The 20,240-nt window shown below is 39.7% G+C and carries 19 protein-coding genes; 11 read left to right on the forward strand and 8 right to left on the reverse strand.

Annotated elements, in window-relative coordinates:
* Position 1 precedes the first annotated feature (1 nt).
* Positions 2-100: a methionine/alanine import family NSS transporter small subunit gene (locus DPV95_RS07265; protein ID WP_032804161.1), complete on the forward strand. Its 99-nt coding sequence runs from the start codon at positions 2-4 to the stop codon at positions 98-100.
* Between the two features lie 57 nt (positions 101-157).
* Here DPV95_RS07265 and cpdB read toward each other — a convergent pair whose 3' ends face one another.
* The gene (cpdB, locus tag DPV95_RS07270) at positions 158-2,131 is read right to left on the reverse strand and encodes a 2',3'-cyclic-nucleotide 2'-phosphodiesterase (RefSeq protein WP_049366696.1); all 1,974 of its coding nucleotides are present in this window, start codon (positions 2,129-2,131) and stop codon (positions 158-160) included.
* Between the two features lie 232 nt (positions 2,132-2,363).
* Here cpdB and DPV95_RS07275 point away from each other — a divergent pair, with 232 nt between their 5' ends.
* From DPV95_RS07275 to potE, 4 genes are all read left to right on the forward strand, one after another.
* Positions 2,364-3,368, forward strand: coding sequence for an ornithine carbamoyltransferase (locus DPV95_RS07275; RefSeq protein ID WP_049366695.1), 1,005 nt, complete (start codon positions 2,364-2,366; stop codon positions 3,366-3,368).
* A 210-nt stretch (positions 3,369-3,578) separates the two neighbouring features.
* The gene (gene speFL, locus DPV95_RS10675) at positions 3,579-3,773 is read left to right on the forward strand and encodes a leader peptide SpeFL (protein ID WP_005694931.1); all 195 of its coding nucleotides are present in this window, start codon (positions 3,579-3,581) and stop codon (positions 3,771-3,773) included.
* A 251-nt stretch (positions 3,774-4,024) separates the two neighbouring features.
* Positions 4,025-6,187 (forward strand): ornithine decarboxylase SpeF, encoded by a 2,163-nt coding sequence (speF, locus tag DPV95_RS07285; RefSeq protein ID WP_049366694.1) that lies wholly within the window; start codon positions 4,025-4,027, stop codon positions 6,185-6,187.
* Positions 6,188-6,291: 104 nt separating this feature from the next.
* Positions 6,292-7,611: a putrescine-ornithine antiporter gene (potE, locus tag DPV95_RS07290; RefSeq protein ID WP_049366693.1), complete on the forward strand. Its 1,320-nt coding sequence runs from the start codon at positions 6,292-6,294 to the stop codon at positions 7,609-7,611.
* 107 nt (positions 7,612-7,718) lie between these two features.
* On the opposite strand, the gene DPV95_RS07295 is transcribed toward potE, so the two are convergent.
* From DPV95_RS07295 to DPV95_RS07320, 6 genes are all read right to left on the reverse strand, one after another.
* Positions 7,719-8,159, reverse strand: coding sequence for a SoxR reducing system RseC family protein (locus DPV95_RS07295; protein ID WP_165818932.1), 441 nt, complete (start codon positions 8,157-8,159; stop codon positions 7,719-7,721).
* Positions 8,153-8,920: a class I SAM-dependent methyltransferase gene (locus DPV95_RS07300; protein WP_111304735.1), complete on the reverse strand. Its 768-nt coding sequence runs from the start codon at positions 8,918-8,920 to the stop codon at positions 8,153-8,155. Before DPV95_RS07300 ends, DPV95_RS07295 begins: the two co-directional genes overlap by 7 nt.
* Positions 8,902-9,993, reverse strand: coding sequence for a tRNA (uridine(54)-C5)-methyltransferase TrmA (gene trmA, locus DPV95_RS07305; RefSeq protein WP_111406881.1), 1,092 nt, complete (start codon positions 9,991-9,993; stop codon positions 8,902-8,904). The genes DPV95_RS07300 and trmA overlap by 19 nt, the downstream gene beginning before the upstream one ends.
* A gap of 101 nt (positions 9,994-10,094) precedes the next feature.
* Complete coding sequence (gene maoP / locus DPV95_RS07310; RefSeq protein ID WP_032804166.1) at positions 10,095-10,430, reverse strand: MaoP family protein; 336 nt, start codon at positions 10,428-10,430, stop codon at positions 10,095-10,097.
* Between the two features lie 53 nt (positions 10,431-10,483).
* On the reverse strand, positions 10,484-11,089 hold the full coding sequence (gene dsbA / locus DPV95_RS07315) for a thiol:disulfide interchange protein DsbA (protein WP_111406882.1): 606 nt from the start codon (positions 11,087-11,089) through the stop codon (positions 10,484-10,486).
* 9 nt (positions 11,090-11,098) lie between these two features.
* Positions 11,099-11,365 (reverse strand): YihD family protein, encoded by a 267-nt coding sequence (locus tag DPV95_RS07320; RefSeq protein WP_005694923.1) that lies wholly within the window; start codon positions 11,363-11,365, stop codon positions 11,099-11,101.
* 66 nt (positions 11,366-11,431) lie between these two features.
* Here DPV95_RS07320 and mobA point away from each other — a divergent pair, with 66 nt between their 5' ends.
* Positions 11,432-11,998 carry a molybdenum cofactor guanylyltransferase MobA gene (gene mobA / locus DPV95_RS07325; RefSeq protein WP_111406883.1) on the forward strand — a complete coding sequence of 189 codons (567 nt, stop codon included), beginning with the start codon at positions 11,432-11,434 and terminating at the stop codon, positions 11,996-11,998.
* 78 nt (positions 11,999-12,076) lie between these two features.
* A complete protein-coding gene (gene htpX, locus DPV95_RS07330) occupies positions 12,077-12,928 on the forward strand; it encodes a protease HtpX (protein ID WP_207974265.1) in 852 nt (283 codons plus the stop codon).
* Positions 12,929-12,980: 52 nt separating this feature from the next.
* Here htpX and DPV95_RS07335 read toward each other — a convergent pair whose 3' ends face one another.
* Positions 12,981-14,429: an aminoacyl-histidine dipeptidase gene (locus DPV95_RS07335; RefSeq protein WP_049366687.1), complete on the reverse strand. Its 1,449-nt coding sequence runs from the start codon at positions 14,427-14,429 to the stop codon at positions 12,981-12,983.
* A 111-nt stretch (positions 14,430-14,540) separates the two neighbouring features.
* On the opposite strand from DPV95_RS07335, the gene gpt reads away from it, so the two are divergent.
* From gpt to DPV95_RS07355, 4 genes are all read left to right on the forward strand, one after another.
* Positions 14,541-14,999: a xanthine phosphoribosyltransferase gene (gene gpt / locus DPV95_RS07340; RefSeq protein WP_049366686.1), complete on the forward strand. Its 459-nt coding sequence runs from the start codon at positions 14,541-14,543 to the stop codon at positions 14,997-14,999.
* A 109-nt stretch (positions 15,000-15,108) separates the two neighbouring features.
* A complete protein-coding gene (dnaE, locus tag DPV95_RS07345; protein WP_049366685.1) occupies positions 15,109-18,588 on the forward strand; it encodes a DNA polymerase III subunit alpha in 3,480 nt (1,159 codons plus the stop codon).
* 77 nt (positions 18,589-18,665) lie between these two features.
* On the forward strand, positions 18,666-19,205 hold the full coding sequence (gene pyrR / locus DPV95_RS07350) for a bifunctional pyr operon transcriptional regulator/uracil phosphoribosyltransferase PyrR (protein ID WP_049366684.1): 540 nt from the start codon (positions 18,666-18,668) through the stop codon (positions 19,203-19,205).
* Between the two features lie 77 nt (positions 19,206-19,282).
* Positions 19,283-20,215, forward strand: a complete 933-nt coding sequence (locus DPV95_RS07355) for a peptidylprolyl isomerase (RefSeq protein ID WP_049366683.1) — start codon at positions 19,283-19,285, stop codon at positions 20,213-20,215.
* Positions 20,216-20,240: the final 25 nt, after the last annotated feature.

A 20,240-nucleotide genomic window follows, 5' to 3' on the forward strand; every position in this document is an offset into this window, starting at 1 on the left:
GATGACAAGTATTGCAATTACAATGATGATTGTGGCGCTTTTAGTGATTTGGGGCGGCTTGATCTTTTCCTTAATCAGACTTCCAAAAGAAGAAAAATAAGGTCAAAATTGACCGCACTTTGATATAAGTAGGGCGTGCTGAGCACGCCCTTTTTTGTTATTTCGATAAATCGATTTGATATACCGCAAAGCCAACTTCGTCAGTGCCGACTTTCTTCATTGGGTATTGCGCATTGTCTTGAATAAATTTCGCGGCTTGTTCGCTTGGCGAGGTTTCAAAACGCACGTCTAATTTATCGTTACCTTTAATTGCTGCAAAACGCCAGTTTTTATCCGCACTTGGGTTTACATGGCCATTTTTTTCGCTTTCTGCTTTGATATAATCCGCAAGAATTTGGCGGTTTTCATCAGGAGAAGCGTAAACAATGTGCGCATCGCCTGTGCCTGGGAATTTATTACCGTAAGCACGATAGTTGTTAGTTGCAATTAAGAATTCTGCTTTTGGATCAACCGGTTTACCTTGGTAAGTTAAATTCACCACGCGGTGTGAGTTCGGGTTAATCAATTTACATTCGCCGTCATAACGCGGTGGTTGAGTTAGGTCGAATTCATAATTTACGCCGTCAATCACATCGTAGTTATAAGTACGGAAACCGTCCCAATCAAGTAAAGATTGTGGTTTGTCACTTGTTGGATCGATTTGTTTAAACATCCCTGCGCTACATTCTAACCATTCTTTCAATTCTTCACCTGTTGCTTTGACAACAACTAAGGTATTTGGATAGAGGTATAAATCTGCTGCATTACGGAAGGTTAATTCACCTTTGTTAACTTCAGTATAGCCAGTAGGGTCATTTTTACGTCCGCCGGCTTTAAATGGTGCGCCCGCACTTAAAATTGGTAAGCCCGCCATTGCCGCAACACTTGGTGCTACCTTTTCCACATAAGCTTTTTGTGCTTGGTTCACAATTTGAATGGTTGGGTCATCTTGCACTAGGGCTAAGTAGCTATACATGTTATCGGTCGCTTTACCGATTGGCTGTGCCACGAATTCACGGGTGGCTTCATGCACAGGTTTTAAAAGTGCGGTCAATTCTGCATCACTTTCTGTGGTCGCTTTTTTGTTTTCTGCATCGTAAATTGGACGAAGAGCCGCTTTACCATCAGCCACTAACCATTTGCCGTTGTGTTGAGCAAGGGTTAAGTCAATCACACTGATGTTGTTTGCCCAGTAACCTGCCATACTTTCAGGCACGCCTTTCACAGTACCTTTAGCAATATCCGCATTGGGTGATTTGGCGAACTCTTTATTCGGGAATAAACGGTGAGAATGACCGAATACAATCGCATCAATGTGTGGTACATCAGCAAGGTAGAATGCTGAGTTTTCTGCACCTTCTTGATATGGTTCGTCAGATGGCCCAGTGTGTGCAAGTGCCACAATAATATCGGCACCTTTTTGTTTCATTTCTGGCACATATTTTTGTGCGGTTTTCACGATATCGCGCGTTTCAACTTTGCCTTGTAAATTTGCTTTATCCCACACCATAATTTGTGGTGGCACAAAACCGATATAACCAATGTTTAGTTTGTGCGTTTTACTTTGGCTATCCACCACTTCTTTCGTTTGAATTACATAAGGTGTGAAATAGGGCTCTTCAGTGCCTACTTTCACTACGTTGGCATTGATGATAGGAAATTTAGCTTGTTTAATCGCATCCGCTAAATAATCTAAGCCATAGTTAAACTCGTGGTTACCTAATGTGCCCACTTCATAGTGCATTGCATTTAAGCAATCTACGGCTGGGTTTGGTTTGCCTTCTTTATAACCTTTAGCCGCTTGATAGTCAGCGATTGGGTTACCTTGGATTAAGTCACCGTTATCAACTAAAACGCTGTTTTTTACCTCTTGACGAGCTTGACGAATCAAGCTTGCAGCACGGATAAAACCGAATTTCTCAGTCGGTGCATCTTTGTAGTAATCGAAGTCAGTCAAAAAACTGTGAATATCGGTCGTTGCTACAATACGTAAATCGACTTGTGTGTCGCTTTTCGCAAAAGCAAAACGGCTCGCACTTAAGGCTAAAATGCTGCTTGCGCCAAGCTGGATGAAATCTCTTCTGTTGATCATATGTGCTCCTGTTGTGTGAGAATTGACGGGATTTTAAATCTCTTTTACATATAAAGAAAGCGCAATATAAAGTTCTGAAATGAAGTGTGATGAGCATCACAAAATAAAGGATTGAATTCGGTTGCAAAACTTCACGTTTGGGACAAAAATAGGCTATCCAATCCGCTAAAAATTAAGTCATTCACAGTAAGGTAGCCTGCATTTATTGATGGCATCCGATAAGGAGATAGCTATGGCTTTTAATCTTAAAAATAGACACCTATTGAGTCTTGTTCATCATTCAGAACGAGAAATTAATTACTTGTTAGATTTATCACGTGATTTGAAATGTGCTAAATATGCAGGAACAGAGCAGCAACAACTTAAAGGTAAAAATATCGCACTGATTTTTGAAAAGACCTCAACGCGAACCCGTTGTGCTTTTGAAGTAGCGGCTCATGATCAAGGTGCACAAGTGACTTACATTGATCCAAATTCATCTCAGATTGGGCATAAAGAAAGTATGAAAGACACTGCGAGAGTCCTTGGGCGAATGTATGATGCGATTGAGTATCGAGGCTTTAAACAAAGTACTGTTCAAGAACTTGCGGATTATGCAGGTGTGCCTGTGTTTAATGGTTTAACGGATGAATTTCATCCAACACAAATGCTTGCGGATGTTCTTACGATGATTGAACATTGTGACAAGCCACTTCGTCAAATTAGTTATGTGTATATTGGTGATGCGCGTAATAACATGGGGAATTCTCTTTTATTGATTGGGTCTAAACTTGGGATGGATGTGCGTATTTGCGGTCCTAAAGCCTTATTGCCAGAAGCCGGTTTTGTTGAAATGTGTGAAGGTTTTGCTAAAGAAAGTGGTGCGCAAATTACTGTCACTGAAGATATCGACACAGCCGTAAGAGGTGTTGATTTTGTGCATACCGATGTTTGGGTTTCAATGGGCGAACCATTAGACGCTTGGGCAGAGCGCATTAAGTTATTGCTTCCTTATCAAGTCACGCCAGAACTCATGAAGCGTACGGGTAATCCAAAAGTAAAATTCATGCATTGTTTACCTGCATTCCATAACAGTGAAACCCAAATGGGTCGTCAAATTGCAGAAAAATATCCTGAATTAGCAAATGGTATTGAAGTCACAGAAGATGTTTTTGAGTCTCCGATGAATATTGCATTTGAACAAGCTGAAAACCGTATGCATACCATTAAGGCGGTAATGGTGGCAAGTTTAGCTTAGGAAAGCTCTCGTTAAATTGATAACGTTATTCATCATCTAATTTTAATAATAATTTATTTCCGTAGTTTTTGTGGTTTTATTTTATATGAAATTTAAATTTATTTTTTGATAACGATCACATTTTTTGAAAAATATTATTGACATAATCTTTGCATGAGAAGAGAATATACCTAACAAAGGTTAGTTTAGATAAAAAGAAGGATTTTTTCTATGCTACTGCGTACATATATACACAGATACGTCCATACGAAAGTATTGAGACTTTTACGGTTTAATCCGATAAAAGGTCGCTCTTTGATGGCTCATATCCGTCGTACACGCCATATTATGATGCCGTCTCATCGCTCTTGCTTTTCATACTCAGTATTCGCTTCTCAAAACAAACCATCCAATACGACTCTCTAAACAGAGTTTTTCTCTCTGTTTAGAGAGTCTCCACAGATTAATTTCTGAATATTTTTGTGTTGCCTAAAATAGGCAAAAAATATTTTTTCGAAATTAACTTAATCTTATTTAATTTAAAATAAAAAATTATTACTTTAGTTTTTTTATAAAAAACTAGAGAAGGTTTTTTTATTCTAAATAAATCTATTGTGTTATTAAAATTAATAACGCAGGGTAGCTTTACGTCAAAAAATAAATAAAAGGAGTTTATTATGTCAAACTTAAAAATTGCATGTAGTCCAAAAGTTGAACAATATTTCTCTACAAATAGAGAATTAGTTGAAATTACCAAAACAGACTTTACTGATGTTGCTGCTATTGTGCTGACATCGGGGGATGTAGGTGAATACCTTGAACGTATTCAAGCAACAAACTTTGGTATCCCAGTATTTGTTGTTCAAACAGAAGAAGAACAAGTTGATCCAAAATTTTATGATGCTATTTATCATATTCAAGATTTAAATGGTTATGACATTAAGCTTTATAGTCGTCAAATCGAAACTGCAGCAAAACTTTATGAAGAAAAAATGTTACCGCCATTCTTCAAAATGTTAAGTGAATATGTGGAAATGGGTAATATTGCTTTTGACTGTCCAGGACACCAAGGTGGTCAATACTATCGTAAACATCCAGCAGGTCGTTTCCTTTATGACTTCTACGGTGAAAACATTTTCCGTTCAGATATTTGTAATGCTGACGTGAAATTAGGTGACTTGTTAATTCACGAAGGGGCAGCTTGTGATGCACAAAAATATGCGGCTCAAGTATTCAATGCAGATAAAACTTACTTCGTATTAAATGGTACATCTTCTTCAAACAAAGTTGCGTTAAACGCAGTACTTGCTCCGGGCGATTTAGTATTATTTGACCGTAATAACCATAAATCAAACCACCATGGTGCATTAATTCAAGCGGGTGCAACTCCAATTTACTTAGAAACTGCACGTAACCCATTTGGTTTCATTGGTGGTATCGATAGTCACTGTTTCGAAGAAGATTATTTGAAATCATTAATTAAAGAAGTCGCACCTGAAAAATTAAATCAAAAACGTCCATTCCGTTTAGCGGTTATCCAATTAGGTACTTATGACGGTACAATTTATAACGCACGTCAAGTGGTAGATAAAATTGGTCATCTTTGTGACTACATCTTATTCGACTCTGCATGGGTAGGTTATGAACAATTCATTCCAATGATGAAAGACTGCTCGCCATTATTGCTTGAATTAAATGAAAATGACCCTGGTATTTTAGTGACTCAATCTGTTCATAAACAACAAGCAGGTTTCTCACAAACTTCACAAATTCACAAAAAAGATAAACACATTAAAGGTCAAGATCGTTATGTAAACCACAAACGTTTCAATAATGCCTTTATGTTACATGCATCAACCAGTCCATTTTATCCATTATTTGCGGCATTAGATGTGAATGCGAAAATTCAAGGTAGTGAAGCGGGTCGTCGTTTATGGCATGAATGTGTGAAAGTGGGTATCGAAGCACGTAAATTAGTATTAAATCACTGTGAATTAATTCGTCCATTTATTCCAACCACAATTAAAGGTAAAAAATGGCAAGATTATGACACAGAAGAAATTGCAACTAATCTCGAATTCTTCAAATTCCACCCAACAGATACATGGCATAAATTTGAAGGCTATGCTGATGAACAATACTTCGTTGACCCATGTAAATTCTTGCTTACCACGCCAGGTATTAGCTTAGAAACCGGTGAATATGAAAAATTTGGTGTACCAGCAACTATTCTTGCTAACTACTTACGTGAAAACGGTATTATTCCGGAAAAATGTGACTTGAACTCAATTTTATTCTTGCTCACTCCGGCAGAAACCCTCACCAAAATGCAAACTTTGGTTGCTCAAATCGCCTTGTTTGAAAAACACATTAAACAAGACTCTTTATTAAAAGATGTATTGCCAACTGTGTACAAAAACAACGAAGACCGCTACAAAGGTTACACAATCCGTCAATTATGCCAAGAAATGCATGACCTTTATGTAAGCCGCAATGTAAAACAACTTCAAAAAGATTTGTTCCGCAAAGCGACATTACCAGAATATGTATTAAATCCACATGATGCAAATATTGAGTTAGTGCGTAACAAAGTTGAACTCGTTCCGTTGACTGATATTGTTGGTCGTGTGGCTGCGGAAGGTGCGTTACCTTACCCTCCAGGTGTGTTATGTGTAGTGCCAGGAGAAAAATGGAGCACTACAGCACAACAATATTTCCTTGCATTAGAAGAAGGGATCAATACATTACCTGGTTTCGCACCTGAAATCCAAGGGGTTTACTTACAAAAAGACCCTGATGGACGTACTCGTGCATATGGCTATGTTTTAACTGACTATTAATAAAGAGAGATTGTGAGGATCTTCTTCATAACTCTCTCAGCACAAACAAAAAAGTGCGGTTAAAAACATCTGATTTTTTGACCGCACTTGTAGGAGTATAAATTATGAGTGCTAAAAGTAATAAAATTGGTGTGGTACAACTCACCATTCTTACCATGGTTAATATGATGGGTTCTGGTATCATTATGTTACCGACCAAATTAGCCGAAATTGGGACTATCTCCATCGTTTCTTGGCTTGTAACAGCCGTTGGTTCAACAGCCTTAGCTTACGCATTCGCACAATGTGGTATGTTCAGTAAAAAATCTGGTGGTATGGGCGGTTATGCGGAATACTCTTTCGGCAAAGCCGGTAACTTCATGGCAAACTACACTTACGGTGTGTCGTTAGTTATTGCGAATACAGCAATCGCGATTTCTGCTGTGGGTTATGGTTCCGAGTTCCTTGGTGCAACCCTTTCTCCACTTTCTATTGCATTATGGACAATCTTTACACTGTGGCTTGCGACCATTCTTAACTTTGGTGGTGCTAGAATCACTGGTAACATCAGTTCATTCACTATTTGGGGTGTAATTATCCCTGTGGTCGGTATTTCTATCATCGGTTGGAAATGGTTTGATGGTACGATGTATATAAATTCTTGGAACCCACACAATGTGCCTACCTTTGAAGCGATTGGCGTCTCTATTTCAATGACATTATGGGCGTTCTTAGGATTAGAATCAGCTTGTGCGAATGCAGATGCTGTTGAAAACCCAGAGAAAAACGTACCAATCGCAGTACTTGGTGGTACTTTAGGGGCAGCGGTAATTTATATCGTTTCAACTAACGTGATCGCAGGTATTGTACCTAACCTTGAACTTGCTAACTCAACAGCACCATTTGGTTTAGCCTTTGCTCATATGTTTAATGAAACAATCGGTAAAGTCATCATGGGCTTAATGGTTATGTCTTGCTTTGGTTCATTATTAGGCTGGCAGTTCACTATTGCTCAAGTATTCAAATCTTCAGCAGAAGAAGGTTATTTCCCAGCATTCTTCAAAAAAGTTACCAGTAAAGATGCACCAATTGTTGGTATGGTGACTATTACTGCGTTACAAACTTTACTTTCTCTAATGACAATTAGCCCATCATTAAATAAACAATTCAATGTGTTAGTGGACTTAGCAGTGGTCACAAACGTCATTCCATACTTGCTCTCAATGGCTGCTCTTGCAGTGTTATTGAAAGCGGAAAATGTTGCGCCACAAAAATATAAAACAACCGTTTTTGTTGCCTTTATTGGTTCTCTCTATAGTATCTATGCACTTTATGCAGCGGGTGAACAAGCGATGTTATATGGTTCAATTGTGACCTTTATTGGTTGGACATTGTATGGCTTTGTTTCTTACAAATTTGATCTTAAAAAATCACAAGCTAATTAAAAAAGAAAAGCCTACATTTTCATGTAGGCCTTTCAAGTGGTAGGTTGCAATAAGCTAAGTACAAAAGAGCGGTTGAAAATTTAATTGTTTTCAACCGTTCTTTTTATTTAGGACAATACTCTCAACAATACAGGCTGAAATTCCGTTTGTTGACCGAGTTTTCGGGTGTAACGTTTAACCATGACAAAGGAAAGTGCGGTCAAAATAAAGATTAAAATCGCACGCATAAGTTCATTTTCACTGATATAGCTAGAAAGCAATGTTGCAACTAATAAAGTGAAAAGCGGTACGATATACATCAATAATGCAGAAAATAACATGGATTTTTCTTCTAGACCGATTTCTACCATTTGGCCTGCACGGAGTGGCGTGATGGTTTCTAGCGTAAAGATATGTTCACCTCGTTTTCCGTTAAGCTCAGAAAGAGAAGCTGTTCCACAGGCTTCTCTAGCCGAACAAGCTCCACAGGCGCTTTGTGACTGACATTTCACTTTAGCAAGACCGGTTTCTGCATCATAGCTCATCACAATGGCACTTTCTTTTAGCATCGTGCTTCTCCCATATAAATATCAAAGCGGTGATTTTTGGTTTCACGACTAACATGGGGCGCTTTTTGCGCTAAGAATTCCGCATAATCAGGACGTTTTACCACCACGCGTTTACGGGCTAATTGTAGCGCAGGTGTCAAGAGTTCATCGGCATCCAAATCGGCACCAACCAAATGTTGGAATACACGCATTTCTTTTTTGACTAGGGCGGATTTTTGCTTGTGCGGATACATTGGATCCAAATACACCACATCAGCACTATCGATTTGTGGATTAAGTTCGGCAATATGATGAACATTTAGTAAGCGTATATTTTGTTGCATCATTTCACCTATTTCTGCATCCTGATAAGCGCGGTTGAGGCCATCCTGCAATAGTAAATATACTACCGGATGACGCTCCACTAAACGCACTTGGCAACCGATAGAAGCTAAAATAAAGGCATCTCGACCAAGTCCTGCTGTGGCATCAATCACGCTCGGCAATTCTGCACCCTTAATACCTACAGCTTTGGCAATAGCTTCGCCACGTCCACCACCAAATTTACGACGATGCGCCATCGCACCAGCTACGAAATCTACAAACACATCGCCCAACTTGGGTTCATCCAGTTTGCGTAGGGCTAGGTGAGTTTCAGTTTGCACCAATGCAAGTGGGCTTTCAGTACAATGCTCGATACCAAGAGGGGCGCAAAGTGCGGTCAATTCTGACAATGTTCCCGCTTCGGCAAGCAGTTGAATTTTTATTTTTTCACCAGCCATACGCCGCTTTCCATATGATCTGTATAAGGGAATTGATCAAACAGCGCCGCTTTTTCAATGCGGTGGGTTTGGCTTAGGGTTTGCAAATTCTCACAAAGGGTATGTGGGTTGCAGGAAATATACAAAATACGATCGTAATTCTGCACCAGTTTTACCGTGTCAGGGTCAAGCCCTGCTCGTGGTGGATCAACAAAAATTGTATTGCATTGATAGGCTTTTAAATCAATGCCTTTTAAGCGATTAAACTCACGTACACCATTCATGGCTTGGGTAAATTCTTCTGCGGACATACGAATAATTTGCAGATTATCTATACCATTTTCCGCAATATTAAATTGTGCAGCTGCAACAGATGGCTTGGCGATTTCGGTAGCAAGGACTTTACGGAAGTTTTGTGCAAGGGCGATAGAGAAATTGCCGTTGCCGCAGTACAGCTCTAATAAATCGCCCTGAGAACCTTGAGTGCAATCAATCGCCCATTCCAACATCTTGCAATTCACGGCTGCATTTGGCTGAGTGAAACTATTTTCTACTTGGCGATAAACATAATTGCGTCCTTTTATCGGTAACACTTCATCGACAAAATCTTGCTCTAAACAGATTTTTTGTTTACTCGCACGACCAATCAGTTGCACATCAAAACCAAGTTGTTGTAATTCGCCTTTCAAGTTTTCGGCAGCATTTTGCCATTCTTCCGTAAGTTGCTTGTGGTAAAGCAGGCTTACAATAATTTTATTGCTAAGCGTGCTCAAATAATCAATTTGAAACAGTTTTTTATGCAATACTTCCTGCGTTTTTAACAACGGTAGTAAGGCTTTCATCATGCGATTTATCAGTTCACTGGCAATCGGGAATTCATCTACTCGATAGCGCTGCAAGGTGCTTTGATCAAACATGATGTGATAAAAATCGCCTTTATCATGCCAAATACGAAATTCTGCACGCATCCGATAATGGCTAGTCGGTGAATCAAACACGGCTATTTCTGGGGCGTTAAAGGGCTGCAAAAGTGCGGTCAGTTTTTCAGTCTTTTTTTGCAGGAGTTCGGTATATTGGGAAATGGGTAGTTGCATTGATGTTTACGTTTGAATGATAAATATCCCACAGCCCTTGGCAAGCATGGGGATTGAGTAAAAAAGCAAAAGGCAAGCTTCTGCCTGCCTTTTTAAGTGTATTATTCGCCAGAATAATCTTCGCCGCCAGAAGCCGCTTCGCTCACATCTCCTGATAAGGTGTAAACACGTTTTGTTGTGTTAATGCGAGTACGATATTTATTCCAGGTTTTTTCGAAGAAAGTTTCTGGTGCACGTTCACCACGGCAAAAAGCAACAAATTCTTTTTCTTCTTTTGTCGCTGGCTTGCGTTCGCCTGAATCTAATGCTTTAAACGCTTGACCATATTGCTCTAATACTTGGGATTCTTTGATTGTATAATCACCGTGACGGGAAAATCCGCGTGGGTAGTTTTTGTCGTCAAAAAAACGACGAGTAACACTGAAACTAGCAGCCATAATCATCTCTCTTCTTTATATTTAAAAACGGCAGGCATTAAACCAATTTTTTTTTATTTTTGCAATAAACCTTTCACGGTTTCTACATAATCTTTGACGAAATCATCGTAATTTAAGCCTTCAGGGTTTACACGATATTTGCCATTGACATAGAAATCAGGTACGCCATGTACTTTAAACTGCTCAACCGCATTCACTTGTTTATTCACTAAACCGTTTACAGCAAAGCTGTTGATGTTGTTATCAAATTGTTCAGCAGTTACACCGCTATCAATGAAGATTTTACGAATATCATCCATTGAGCTTAATTTATCTTGTTGTGCGGCTTCAAATAAAGGCGCTTTTACTTTGTTTTCTGCGTCAAGCGCCATCGCTAATGCCCATGCACGAGTGAGATTTTCAGATTGACGACCTAAGAAGTTAACGTGATATTGTTTAAATTCAGTGCCTTTTGGTAAGCTTTCTGCCACTTGTTTTGGAATGTGGTATTCCATTTCAAAGGCATAGCAATGCGGGCAGTAGAAAGAGAAAAATTCAATCACTTCAGGCTGTGCAGAAGCGGTTTGGCTCACTTGAATGTATTGTTTGCCTTCTTCTAAATTAGCTGCGAATGCGTTAAATGAAAATAAAGCACCGAGTAAAAATAAAACTTTTTTCATTTGTTTTCCTTATTTAATAATTCCGCGCGCTTTTAACAATGCGGTTTTAAAATCTTCTTCATAATCTTTTTTGATACCTGGAATCGGCTCAAGTTTATCTGTACCGTGCATTTTTAAATGATAAATAATCACTTCATCAGATAATTCTGCTACGGGCTTATCGAAACCTGCTTCATCAGCAATTTTTTGCAAAATTTGTAGCAAGCTAAGATCTGGGTCTTTAGACCAGTAAGGTTGTAAAAGTTCCAAAACTTCATTTAAACGCTTACATTTCATTGCTATTTCCTTTTAAATGGAGAAAAATAAGGCTAGATCATACTTCAAATAAGGCAATAAGAAAATATGGAATATACAATAAGTGCGGTTATTTTGGCTGGTGGAAAAGCACGGAGAATGAATGGAGCGGATAAAGGCTTACAGCTTTTAAAAAATAAACCGTTAATTAGCCATGTGATTGAGCGCTTACAACCTCAAGTGATTGATATTTCGATTAATGCTAATCGTCACCATGAGGAATATGCACAATGGGGTTTCCCTGTATTTTCAGATGAATTGCCTGATTTTCAGGGACCGTTGAGTGGTATGCTAACATCACTCGAACAAGCTAAAACAGATTTTGTACTTTTTGTGCCTTGTGATAGCCCATATTTTCCGCAAAACTTATTAGAAAAACTAAAAAGTGCGGTTAAAAATGACCGCACTTTAGTGGCTTATGCAAAAGATAAAGCGCGTGAACACCCGACATTTTGTTTGATGTCTGTTCAACTTAAAGAGAAGTTACGTGCCTATTTAAATAAGGGCGAACGTCGCTTATTACAATTTATGAACAAAAATGGGGCGGTTGCTGTCCAATTTGACGAACAAGAAGGACGATTTGTAAATTTTAATACCTTAGAAGATTTACAATAAATTATTTGTTTAACCTTGAATTTTGTAAAAAATTCTCCATTATTGCAGTGTTTACTTTCTATTTTATTGAGGAACTTTATTATGATGCGAATCCTTTTATTTTTAGCTACTAACTTTGCTGTAATGCTTGTGTTAGGGATTATTTTAAATGTGACCGGTATTGCAGGAAATAGTACAGGTGGCATTTTAATTATGGCGATGCTTTTCGGTTTTGCTGGCTCGTTGATTTCATTATTTTTATCAAAAACCATGGCATTGCGCTCTGTGGGGGCGGAAGTGATTACCGAACCACGTAATCAGGCAGAGCGTTGGTTAGTAGAAACTGTACGCCGTCAAGCGCAACAGGTCGGCATTCCGATGCCAGATGTAGCGATTTATCATTCCAATGATGCGAATGCCTTTGCTACCGGTGCAACCAAAAACAATTCTTTAGTGGCGATTAGTACGGGTTTATTAAACTCCATGACGGAAGAAGAGGCTGAGGCGGTATTGGCTCATGAGGTCTCACACATCGCGAATGGCGATATGGTGACCATGACCTTATTACAAGGCGTATTGAATACCTTTGTGATTTTCTTATCTCGTGTAATTGCTAATGTGGTAGCAAGTTCTCGTAATGGTGATGAAGAAAGCCGCAGCTCAGGCATTTATTTCTTAGTTTCAATGGTGTTAGAAATTGTATTTGGTATTTTAGCGAGCATTATCGCAATGTGGTTCTCACGCTATCGTGAATATCGTGCAGATGCTGGTTCTGCGCACCTTGTAGGTAAAGAAAAAATGATTGCGGCATTGCAACGTTTACAACAAATTCATGAGCCGCAAGAGATGGAAGGTTCACTCAATGCCTTTATGATTAACGGCAAACGCAGTGAACTCTTTATGAGCCATCCACCGCTTGAAAAACGTATCGAAGCATTACGTAGTTTATAAAGGATAAAAAATAAAGGGCTAAATTTAATATTTAGCCCTTTTTATTTGTAGATTATTTAATATCCGCTAAGACTTTAGTGAGTAATTCCCAGTATGTTTGTACTGTTGAAATTTGGACTTTTTCATCTGGTGAATGTGCATTGCGAATAGTAGGCCCCACAGAAATCATCTCAATGTTCGGATAATGTTCTTTCAACAAGCCACATTCAAGCCCTGCATGAATCACTTTAATCTCAGGCTCTTTGCCAAGCACTTCTGCATAATGTTTTTTCATTAAGGCTAAAATTGCCGTGTCGTTTACCGGTTTCCAACCAGGGTAAGAACCTGAGAATTCGACCGTTGCACCAGTGAGTTCAGCGAGTGAGCTTAAAGTTTCTTCTACATACTCTTTACCACTTTCAATAAGTGAGCGAATAAGAATCGTGCCTTTGATTTTATCTTCAAGGTTTTTTAATACACCAATGCTCAACGAGCTTTCCACCACGTTTTTGATTACATCACTGTTGCGGATTACACCATTTGGTAAGACGTTCAGCAAATTAATCACTTTTTTGGTGGTTTCAAGCGTGAAAGTTTGTTGTGGATTTTCAACTTGTTCAGCGGTTAAGGTTAAGTTAGGTTCAGCAATAGCGAGCTCTTCTTTCAATAAAACTTCAAAATTTTTGACCGCGGTTTTTACGCTTTCAACATCATGATTGAAGCAAATGGTTGCAGCCGCTTCACGTGGAATCGCATTACGAATTGAGCCACCACGAATTTCTGCAAGGGCAAAGTGCGGTTGATTTTGTGTAAGTTTTGCTAATAAGCGTGCTAATACTTTAATTGCATTCGCACGTGTGGTGTGAATATCACAACCAGAGTGACCGCCTCGTAAACCTTTTAAGTTAATTTGTAGGGCGTGGCTAAATGAATTGTTTTCACGGTGAACAGGTAACTCAACATTCGCATTTACCCCACCAGCACAACCAATATAGATTTCACCGATTTCTTCGGTATCGGTATTAATTAAGATTTCCGATTTTAACCAGTTGCGGCGAAGGTGTACAGCACCATCCATGCCGGTTTCTTCAGTCATGGTGAGTAACACTTCAAGTGGTGGATGTGCAATATCGGTACTTTCTAATACCGCTAAGGTAGAGGCTAAACCGATACCGTTATCTGCGCCAAGTGTCGTACCTTGTGCTTTTACCCAATCACCGTCGATATAAGGGCGAATCGGGTCTTGGGTAAAATTATGCGGATTGCCTTCATTGGCTTGTGGCACCATATCTAAATGTGCTTGTAAGACAACGGGTTGGCTGTTTTCCATTCCTACTGTGGCGGGTTTACGGATTAATACATTACCGGCTTCATCACGCTCAGCAAAAAATTGTTTTTCTTTCGCCCAGTTAACAATAAAGGTCGCGAGTGCATCTTCGTGATGAGATGGATGTGGAATCGCACAAATTTGATCAAACCATTTCCAAAGTAATTGCGGTTGTAATGTGGTAATTTCTGACATAATGAACTCCTTTTTTCATTAAAATTTTTGCGGAAATCATAGCATAAAACACCATTTCAGGTTAAAATTCCGCAATTTTTTTATTTAGCGACAAAGTTTAAGGTATTTGTTATGAGCGAAAAATATGTTGTGACTTGGGATATGTTCCAAATGCATGCCCGCAAATTAGCGGAACGTTTACTTCCTGCCACTCAGTGGAAAGGTATCATCGCAGTAAGCCGTGGTGGTTTATTCCCAGCAGCGGTACTTGCTCGCGAATTAAATATTCGTTTCGTGGAAACCGTGTGTATTGCCAGTTATGATCACGATGAACAAGGTGCATTAAAAGTATTACACCGTGCTGAGGGTGATGGCGAAGGAATGATTGTGGTAGACGATTTAGTGGATACCGGCAACACTGCTCGTGCAATTCGTGAAATGTACCCGAAAGCAAAATTTGTCACAGTATTCGCAAAACCAGCAGGTGCTGAGTTAGTGGATGATTACGTGATTGATATTCCACAAAATACTTGGATTGAACAACCTTGGGATTTAGGTTTAACTTTCGTGCCACCATTGGCAAGAAAATAATCACAAATGTAAGTTGGAAATGCGGGGTTTAGCCTCGCATTTTGTTTTATTGAGCCAATTGCAAAATCCCGTTAGAATTAACCGCACTTTTACTTAACAAGGAATTTGAATGTCAGCCAAACCGCGTTTTGTGCATCTCCGTACGCACACTGATTTTTCTATGATTGATGGAATCGCGAAAGTGAAACCATTAGTCAAGGCGTGTGCAGCAGATAACATGGTCGCGTTGGCATTAACTGATTTCACCAATTTTTGTGGTGTGGTACGTTTTTATGGTGAAACCCTTTCTTCGGGGATTAAACCGATTATTGGTGCAGATGTTCATGTTAAAAGCGAGTTGTGCGGCGAGGAATTATTCACGCTCACTTTACTTGCTAAGAATAATGAAGGCTATAAAAACATCACTTTACTGCTTTCAAAAGCCTATCAGCGCGGCTATGTGGATCTTCCTTATATTGACCAAGAGTGGTTGATTGAACACCGTGAAGGTGTGATTATTTTATCGGGTGGCACACAAGGCGATATTGCTAAAAAACTCCTTAAAGAAAATAGCTCTGAAGCTGAAAGTGCGGTCAGTTTTTATCAAGAATTTTTCTCTGACCATTTTTACCTTTCGCTTTCCAGAACCGGCCGACCAGATGAAGAACGTTATATTCAAGCTGCATTAAAATTAGCTGAGGAACATGATTTACCGCTTGTCGCAACCAATGATGTTGTCTTTCTCGCGCCTGATGATTTTGAGGCACACGAAATTCGAGTCGCTATTCATGATGGCTATACTCTTGACGATCCAAAACGTCCAAAACGTTATACCGAGCAACAATATTTTCGTTCGGAAGAAGAGATGTGTGACTTATTTTCGGACATTCCTTCTGCACTTGAAAATACCGTATTAATTGCTCAACGCTGTAATGTGACTTTGCGTTTAGGGCAATATTTCCTCCCTCAATTTCCAACTGGTGAACTGAGTACGGAAGATTATTTGGTGATGAAATCCAAAGAGGGGTTGGAAGAGCGTTTGGCGTTTTTATTCCCTGATGAAAAAGTGCGGGCAGAAAGACGACCAGAATATGATGAGCGCCTTCAAGTTGAACTCGATGTGATCAACCAAATGGGTTTCCCGGGGTACTTCTTAATCGTCATGGAGTTTATCCAGTGGTCAAAAGACAATGATATTCCGGTAGGACCTGGACGGGGTTCTGGTGCAGGTTCATTGGTGGCTTATGCACTAAAAATTACTGATTTAGATCCCCTTGAATTCGATCTTCTTTTTGAACGTTTCTTAAACCCAGAACGTGTTTCCATGCCCGATTTCGACGTGGATTTCTGTATGGATGGACGCGATCGCGTTATCGATCATGTGGCAGACACCTATGGTCGTGGGGCGGTATCACAAATTATTACTTTCGGTACCATGGCAGCGAAAGCAGTAATTCGAGACGTAGGGCGCGTATTAGGCCATCCTTACGGCTTTGTAGATCGTATTTCGAAAATGATTCCCCCTGATCCCGGCATGACTTTAGCTAAGGCTTTTGAGGCTGAACCACAGTTACAAGTGGCATATGATTCAGATGAAGAAGTCAAAGCCCTAATTGATATGGCGCGTAAGCTAGAGGGGGTAACGCGAAATGCGGGTAAACACGCAGGTGGCGTGGTGATTTCGCCCTCCTTGATTACAGACTTTGCACCACTTTATTGCGACAACGAGGGACTTCATCCTGTTACCCACTTCGATAAAAATGATGTGGAATATGCCGGTTTAGTGAAGTTTGACTTCTTAGGCTTGCGTACACTCACCATTATCAAATGGGCACTAGATATGATTAATGCCCGCCTTGCTTGTGAAGGCAAACCACCAGTCGATATTGCTGCTATTCCATTAGATGATCCTGAATCTTTTGAGTTGTTGAAGCGATCTGAAACGACTGCTGTATTCCAGTTGGAATCGCGTGGGATGAAAGATTTAATTAAACGCCTTCAGCCAGACTGTTTTGAAGATATTATCGCGTTGGTGGCATTATTCCGACCAGGTCCATTACAATCGGGCATGGTGGATAACTTTATTGACCGTAAACATGGTCGAGAAGAAGTGTCTTATCCTGACGCAAACTATCAACACGAAAGCCTTAAACCGATTTTAGAGCCAACTTACGGTATTATTTTGTACCAAGAGCAAGTCATGCAAATTGCTCAGGTGCTAGCGGGCTATACTCTTGGTGGTGCGGACTTATTACGTCGTGCGATGGGTAAGAAAAAGCCAGAGGAAATGGCGAAACAGCGCTCTGTGTTTAAAGAAGGCGCGGAAAAAAATGGCGTTGATGGTGAGCTTTCCATGAAGATTTTTGACTTGGTGGAAAAATTTGCTGGATATGGTTTTAATAAATCGCACTCCGCTGCTTATGCATTGGTATCTTACCAAACCCTTTGGCTGAAAACCCATTTCCCAGCTGAATTTATGGCAGCGGTAATGACCTCGGAAATGGATAATACCGATAAAATTGTTGGCTTGTACGATGAATGTTTACGTATGGGCTTAAAAGTCACGCCACCGGATATCAATGTAGGGAAACATCATTTCAGCGTGAATGAAAATGGTGAAATTGTTTACGGTATCGGCGCCATTAAAGGTGTGGGTGAAGGTCCGATTGAAGCCCTAATTACCGCACGTAATGAAGGTGGGATTTTCAGAGATTTATTTGATTTATGTGCTCGCGTTGATTTGAAGAAAATTAACCGTCGTACCTTTGAAAGTCTGATTATGTCGGGCGCATTTGATAAGCTAGGACCACACCGTGCGGCGCTATCTAAGAATCTAGAAGATGCACTCAAAGCTTCAGATCAGCATGCAAAAGATGAGGCCATGGGGCAAGCCGATATGTTCGGTGTGCTGACAGAAACACACGAAGAAGTGGAAAATGCTTACGCCCACACACCACCTTACACAGAAAAACAAATTTTAGATGGTGAACGTGAAACCCTTGGTTTGTATTTAAGCAGCCATCCGGTAAGTCGTTATTTAAAAGAGCTTTCTCATTACAGTTCCACTCGATTAAAAGATCTCACACCAAACCGCCGAGGACAGATTAGCACAGCAGCCGGTTTGTTAGTATCAACTCGCTTTGCTACAACGAAAAAAGGTAATCGAATAGGTATTGCAACCATAGATGATCGTTCTGGACGTTTGGATTTAACCCTATTCGGTGAAAGCTTAGACCAATTCGGCGAAAAACTGCAAAAAGATACAGTTGTGGTGGTATCTGGCCAAGTCAGTTTTGACGATTTTTCAGGCGGATTAAAAATGTCGGTACGGGATTTGATGACTTTGGATGAAGCACGTTCCCGTTATGCGAAATCCTTGGCTATCAGTTTGTCTGAGGAGCAGATTAGCCCAAGTTTTATTAAGAAACTGAAAGAGATGTTAGAGCCTGTTAGTGGCGGCACTTTACCTATTAACGTATATTATCAAAGTGCAAAAGGTCGTGCGTTATTGCGTTTAGGGATTCAATGGTCGATTACGCCAACGGATGAGATTCTAACAGAATTGGTGAATTTGCTCGGCGAAAATGCGGTAGAGCTAGAATTCGGTTAATATTCCAGTAAAAGTGCGGCCAAAAAATCAGTGTTTTTAACCGCACTTTAGTCGATATAAACAAAGCGAGAAACAAAATGGAAAAAATCATTATTGATGCAGACAGATTTTTACGCACTATTTCGCGTATTTCCCATGAAATTATTGAAAAGCACCAAGATTTCGATAATGTGATTTTAGTTGGGGTAAAACGTCGCGGAGCAGAAATTGCTGAATTAATTCAACGTCGCATTGAAGAGTTGAATGGTGTAAGTCTTCCCATGATGGAATTGGATATCACGTTTTACCGTGATGACTTAGAGTATGTTGAACCTGAAAATCCAACTCCTGTGTATAGCGGTGCCTCCAGTTATATGAATATTCAGGGTAAAGAAGTCATTTTGATTGATGATGTATTATTCACTGGAAGAACCATTCGTGCTGCGATGGATGCGTTAACAGATTTTGGACGAGCAGCTAAAATTGAATTGGTCATCTTTGTAGATCGTGGACATCGTGAATTACCAATTCGGGCAGACTATGTAGGTAAAAATGTGCCGACTTCCCGTGATGAACAAGTTCAGGTGCGTACATTAAAATATGATGGTTGTTATGAAGTGGCATTATTGCCTAAATAACGATCAGCCTATTGTGAACCTTTGATAAAATTGATAATCTAACGAGCATTATCCTATTATTTTTTAAGATAACTAAAATGAAAAAATCAATGTTAAAATCTTTTTTATTTGCCATGATCGGTCTGTTTACTTTTTCTCAAGTACAAGCAGAAGAACGTGTAGTGGCGACTGTAAATGGTACGCCAATTTTACAAAGCCAAGTGAATGCTGTGATGGGCAAAAAAGGTAGCCAACGTGCCGCGCTAGATAAAATTATTGACGACATGCTAACAGAGAAGGCCATAAAAGAATCGGGTGTAAAAGTCAACCAAGCAGAAGTAAACCGTATCGTAGAAGATATTGCAGCAAAAAATGGTTTAACTTATGGTCAATTCTTGGATGCGCTCGATTATCAAGGCATTTCCTTAAATGCATTTAAACAACAAATTTCTCGCCAAATGTTAATGGCTGGTGTGCGCAACCATGCTATTCAAAACAGCGTAGATGTGACTCGTGAGCAAGTGGATGCGTTGGGTAAACAAATGCTCGATGAAGCAAAAGCAAAAGGCACGGCGCAAAAAGTGATGGGCAAAGAGTATGAAGTTCGTCATATTTTATTAAAATTAAACCCATTACTGAATGATGCACAAGCAAAAGCAGAATTAGAGCGTATTCGTAGCGAGATTATTTCGGGCAAAATGACATTTGCTGATGCGGCATTAAAATACTCTAAAGATTATTTATCAGGTGCGAATGGTGGAAGTTTAGGCTATGCTTTCCCTGAAGCTTATGTAGGTCCATTTGCAAAAATGGTTGAAACAACCCCACAAGGTACTATTTCTGCTCCATTTAAATCTGAATTTGGTTGGCATATTCTCGAAGTAACCGGTAGTCGTGATGGCGATAAAACAGAAGATGCCTATCGTCAAAAAGCTTACGAACAAATCGTGAATAGCCAATTACAAGATGCAACCAAAGACTGGGTGAAAGCATTACGTAAAAATGCTGATATTCAATATTTCGATAAGTAACAGAAACCGTTAGAATAAGGGGGCA

It is taken from the genome of Haemophilus parainfluenzae, assembly GCF_003252755.1.
Lineage (GTDB): Bacteria > Pseudomonadota > Gammaproteobacteria > Enterobacterales > Pasteurellaceae > Haemophilus_D > Haemophilus_D parainfluenzae_N.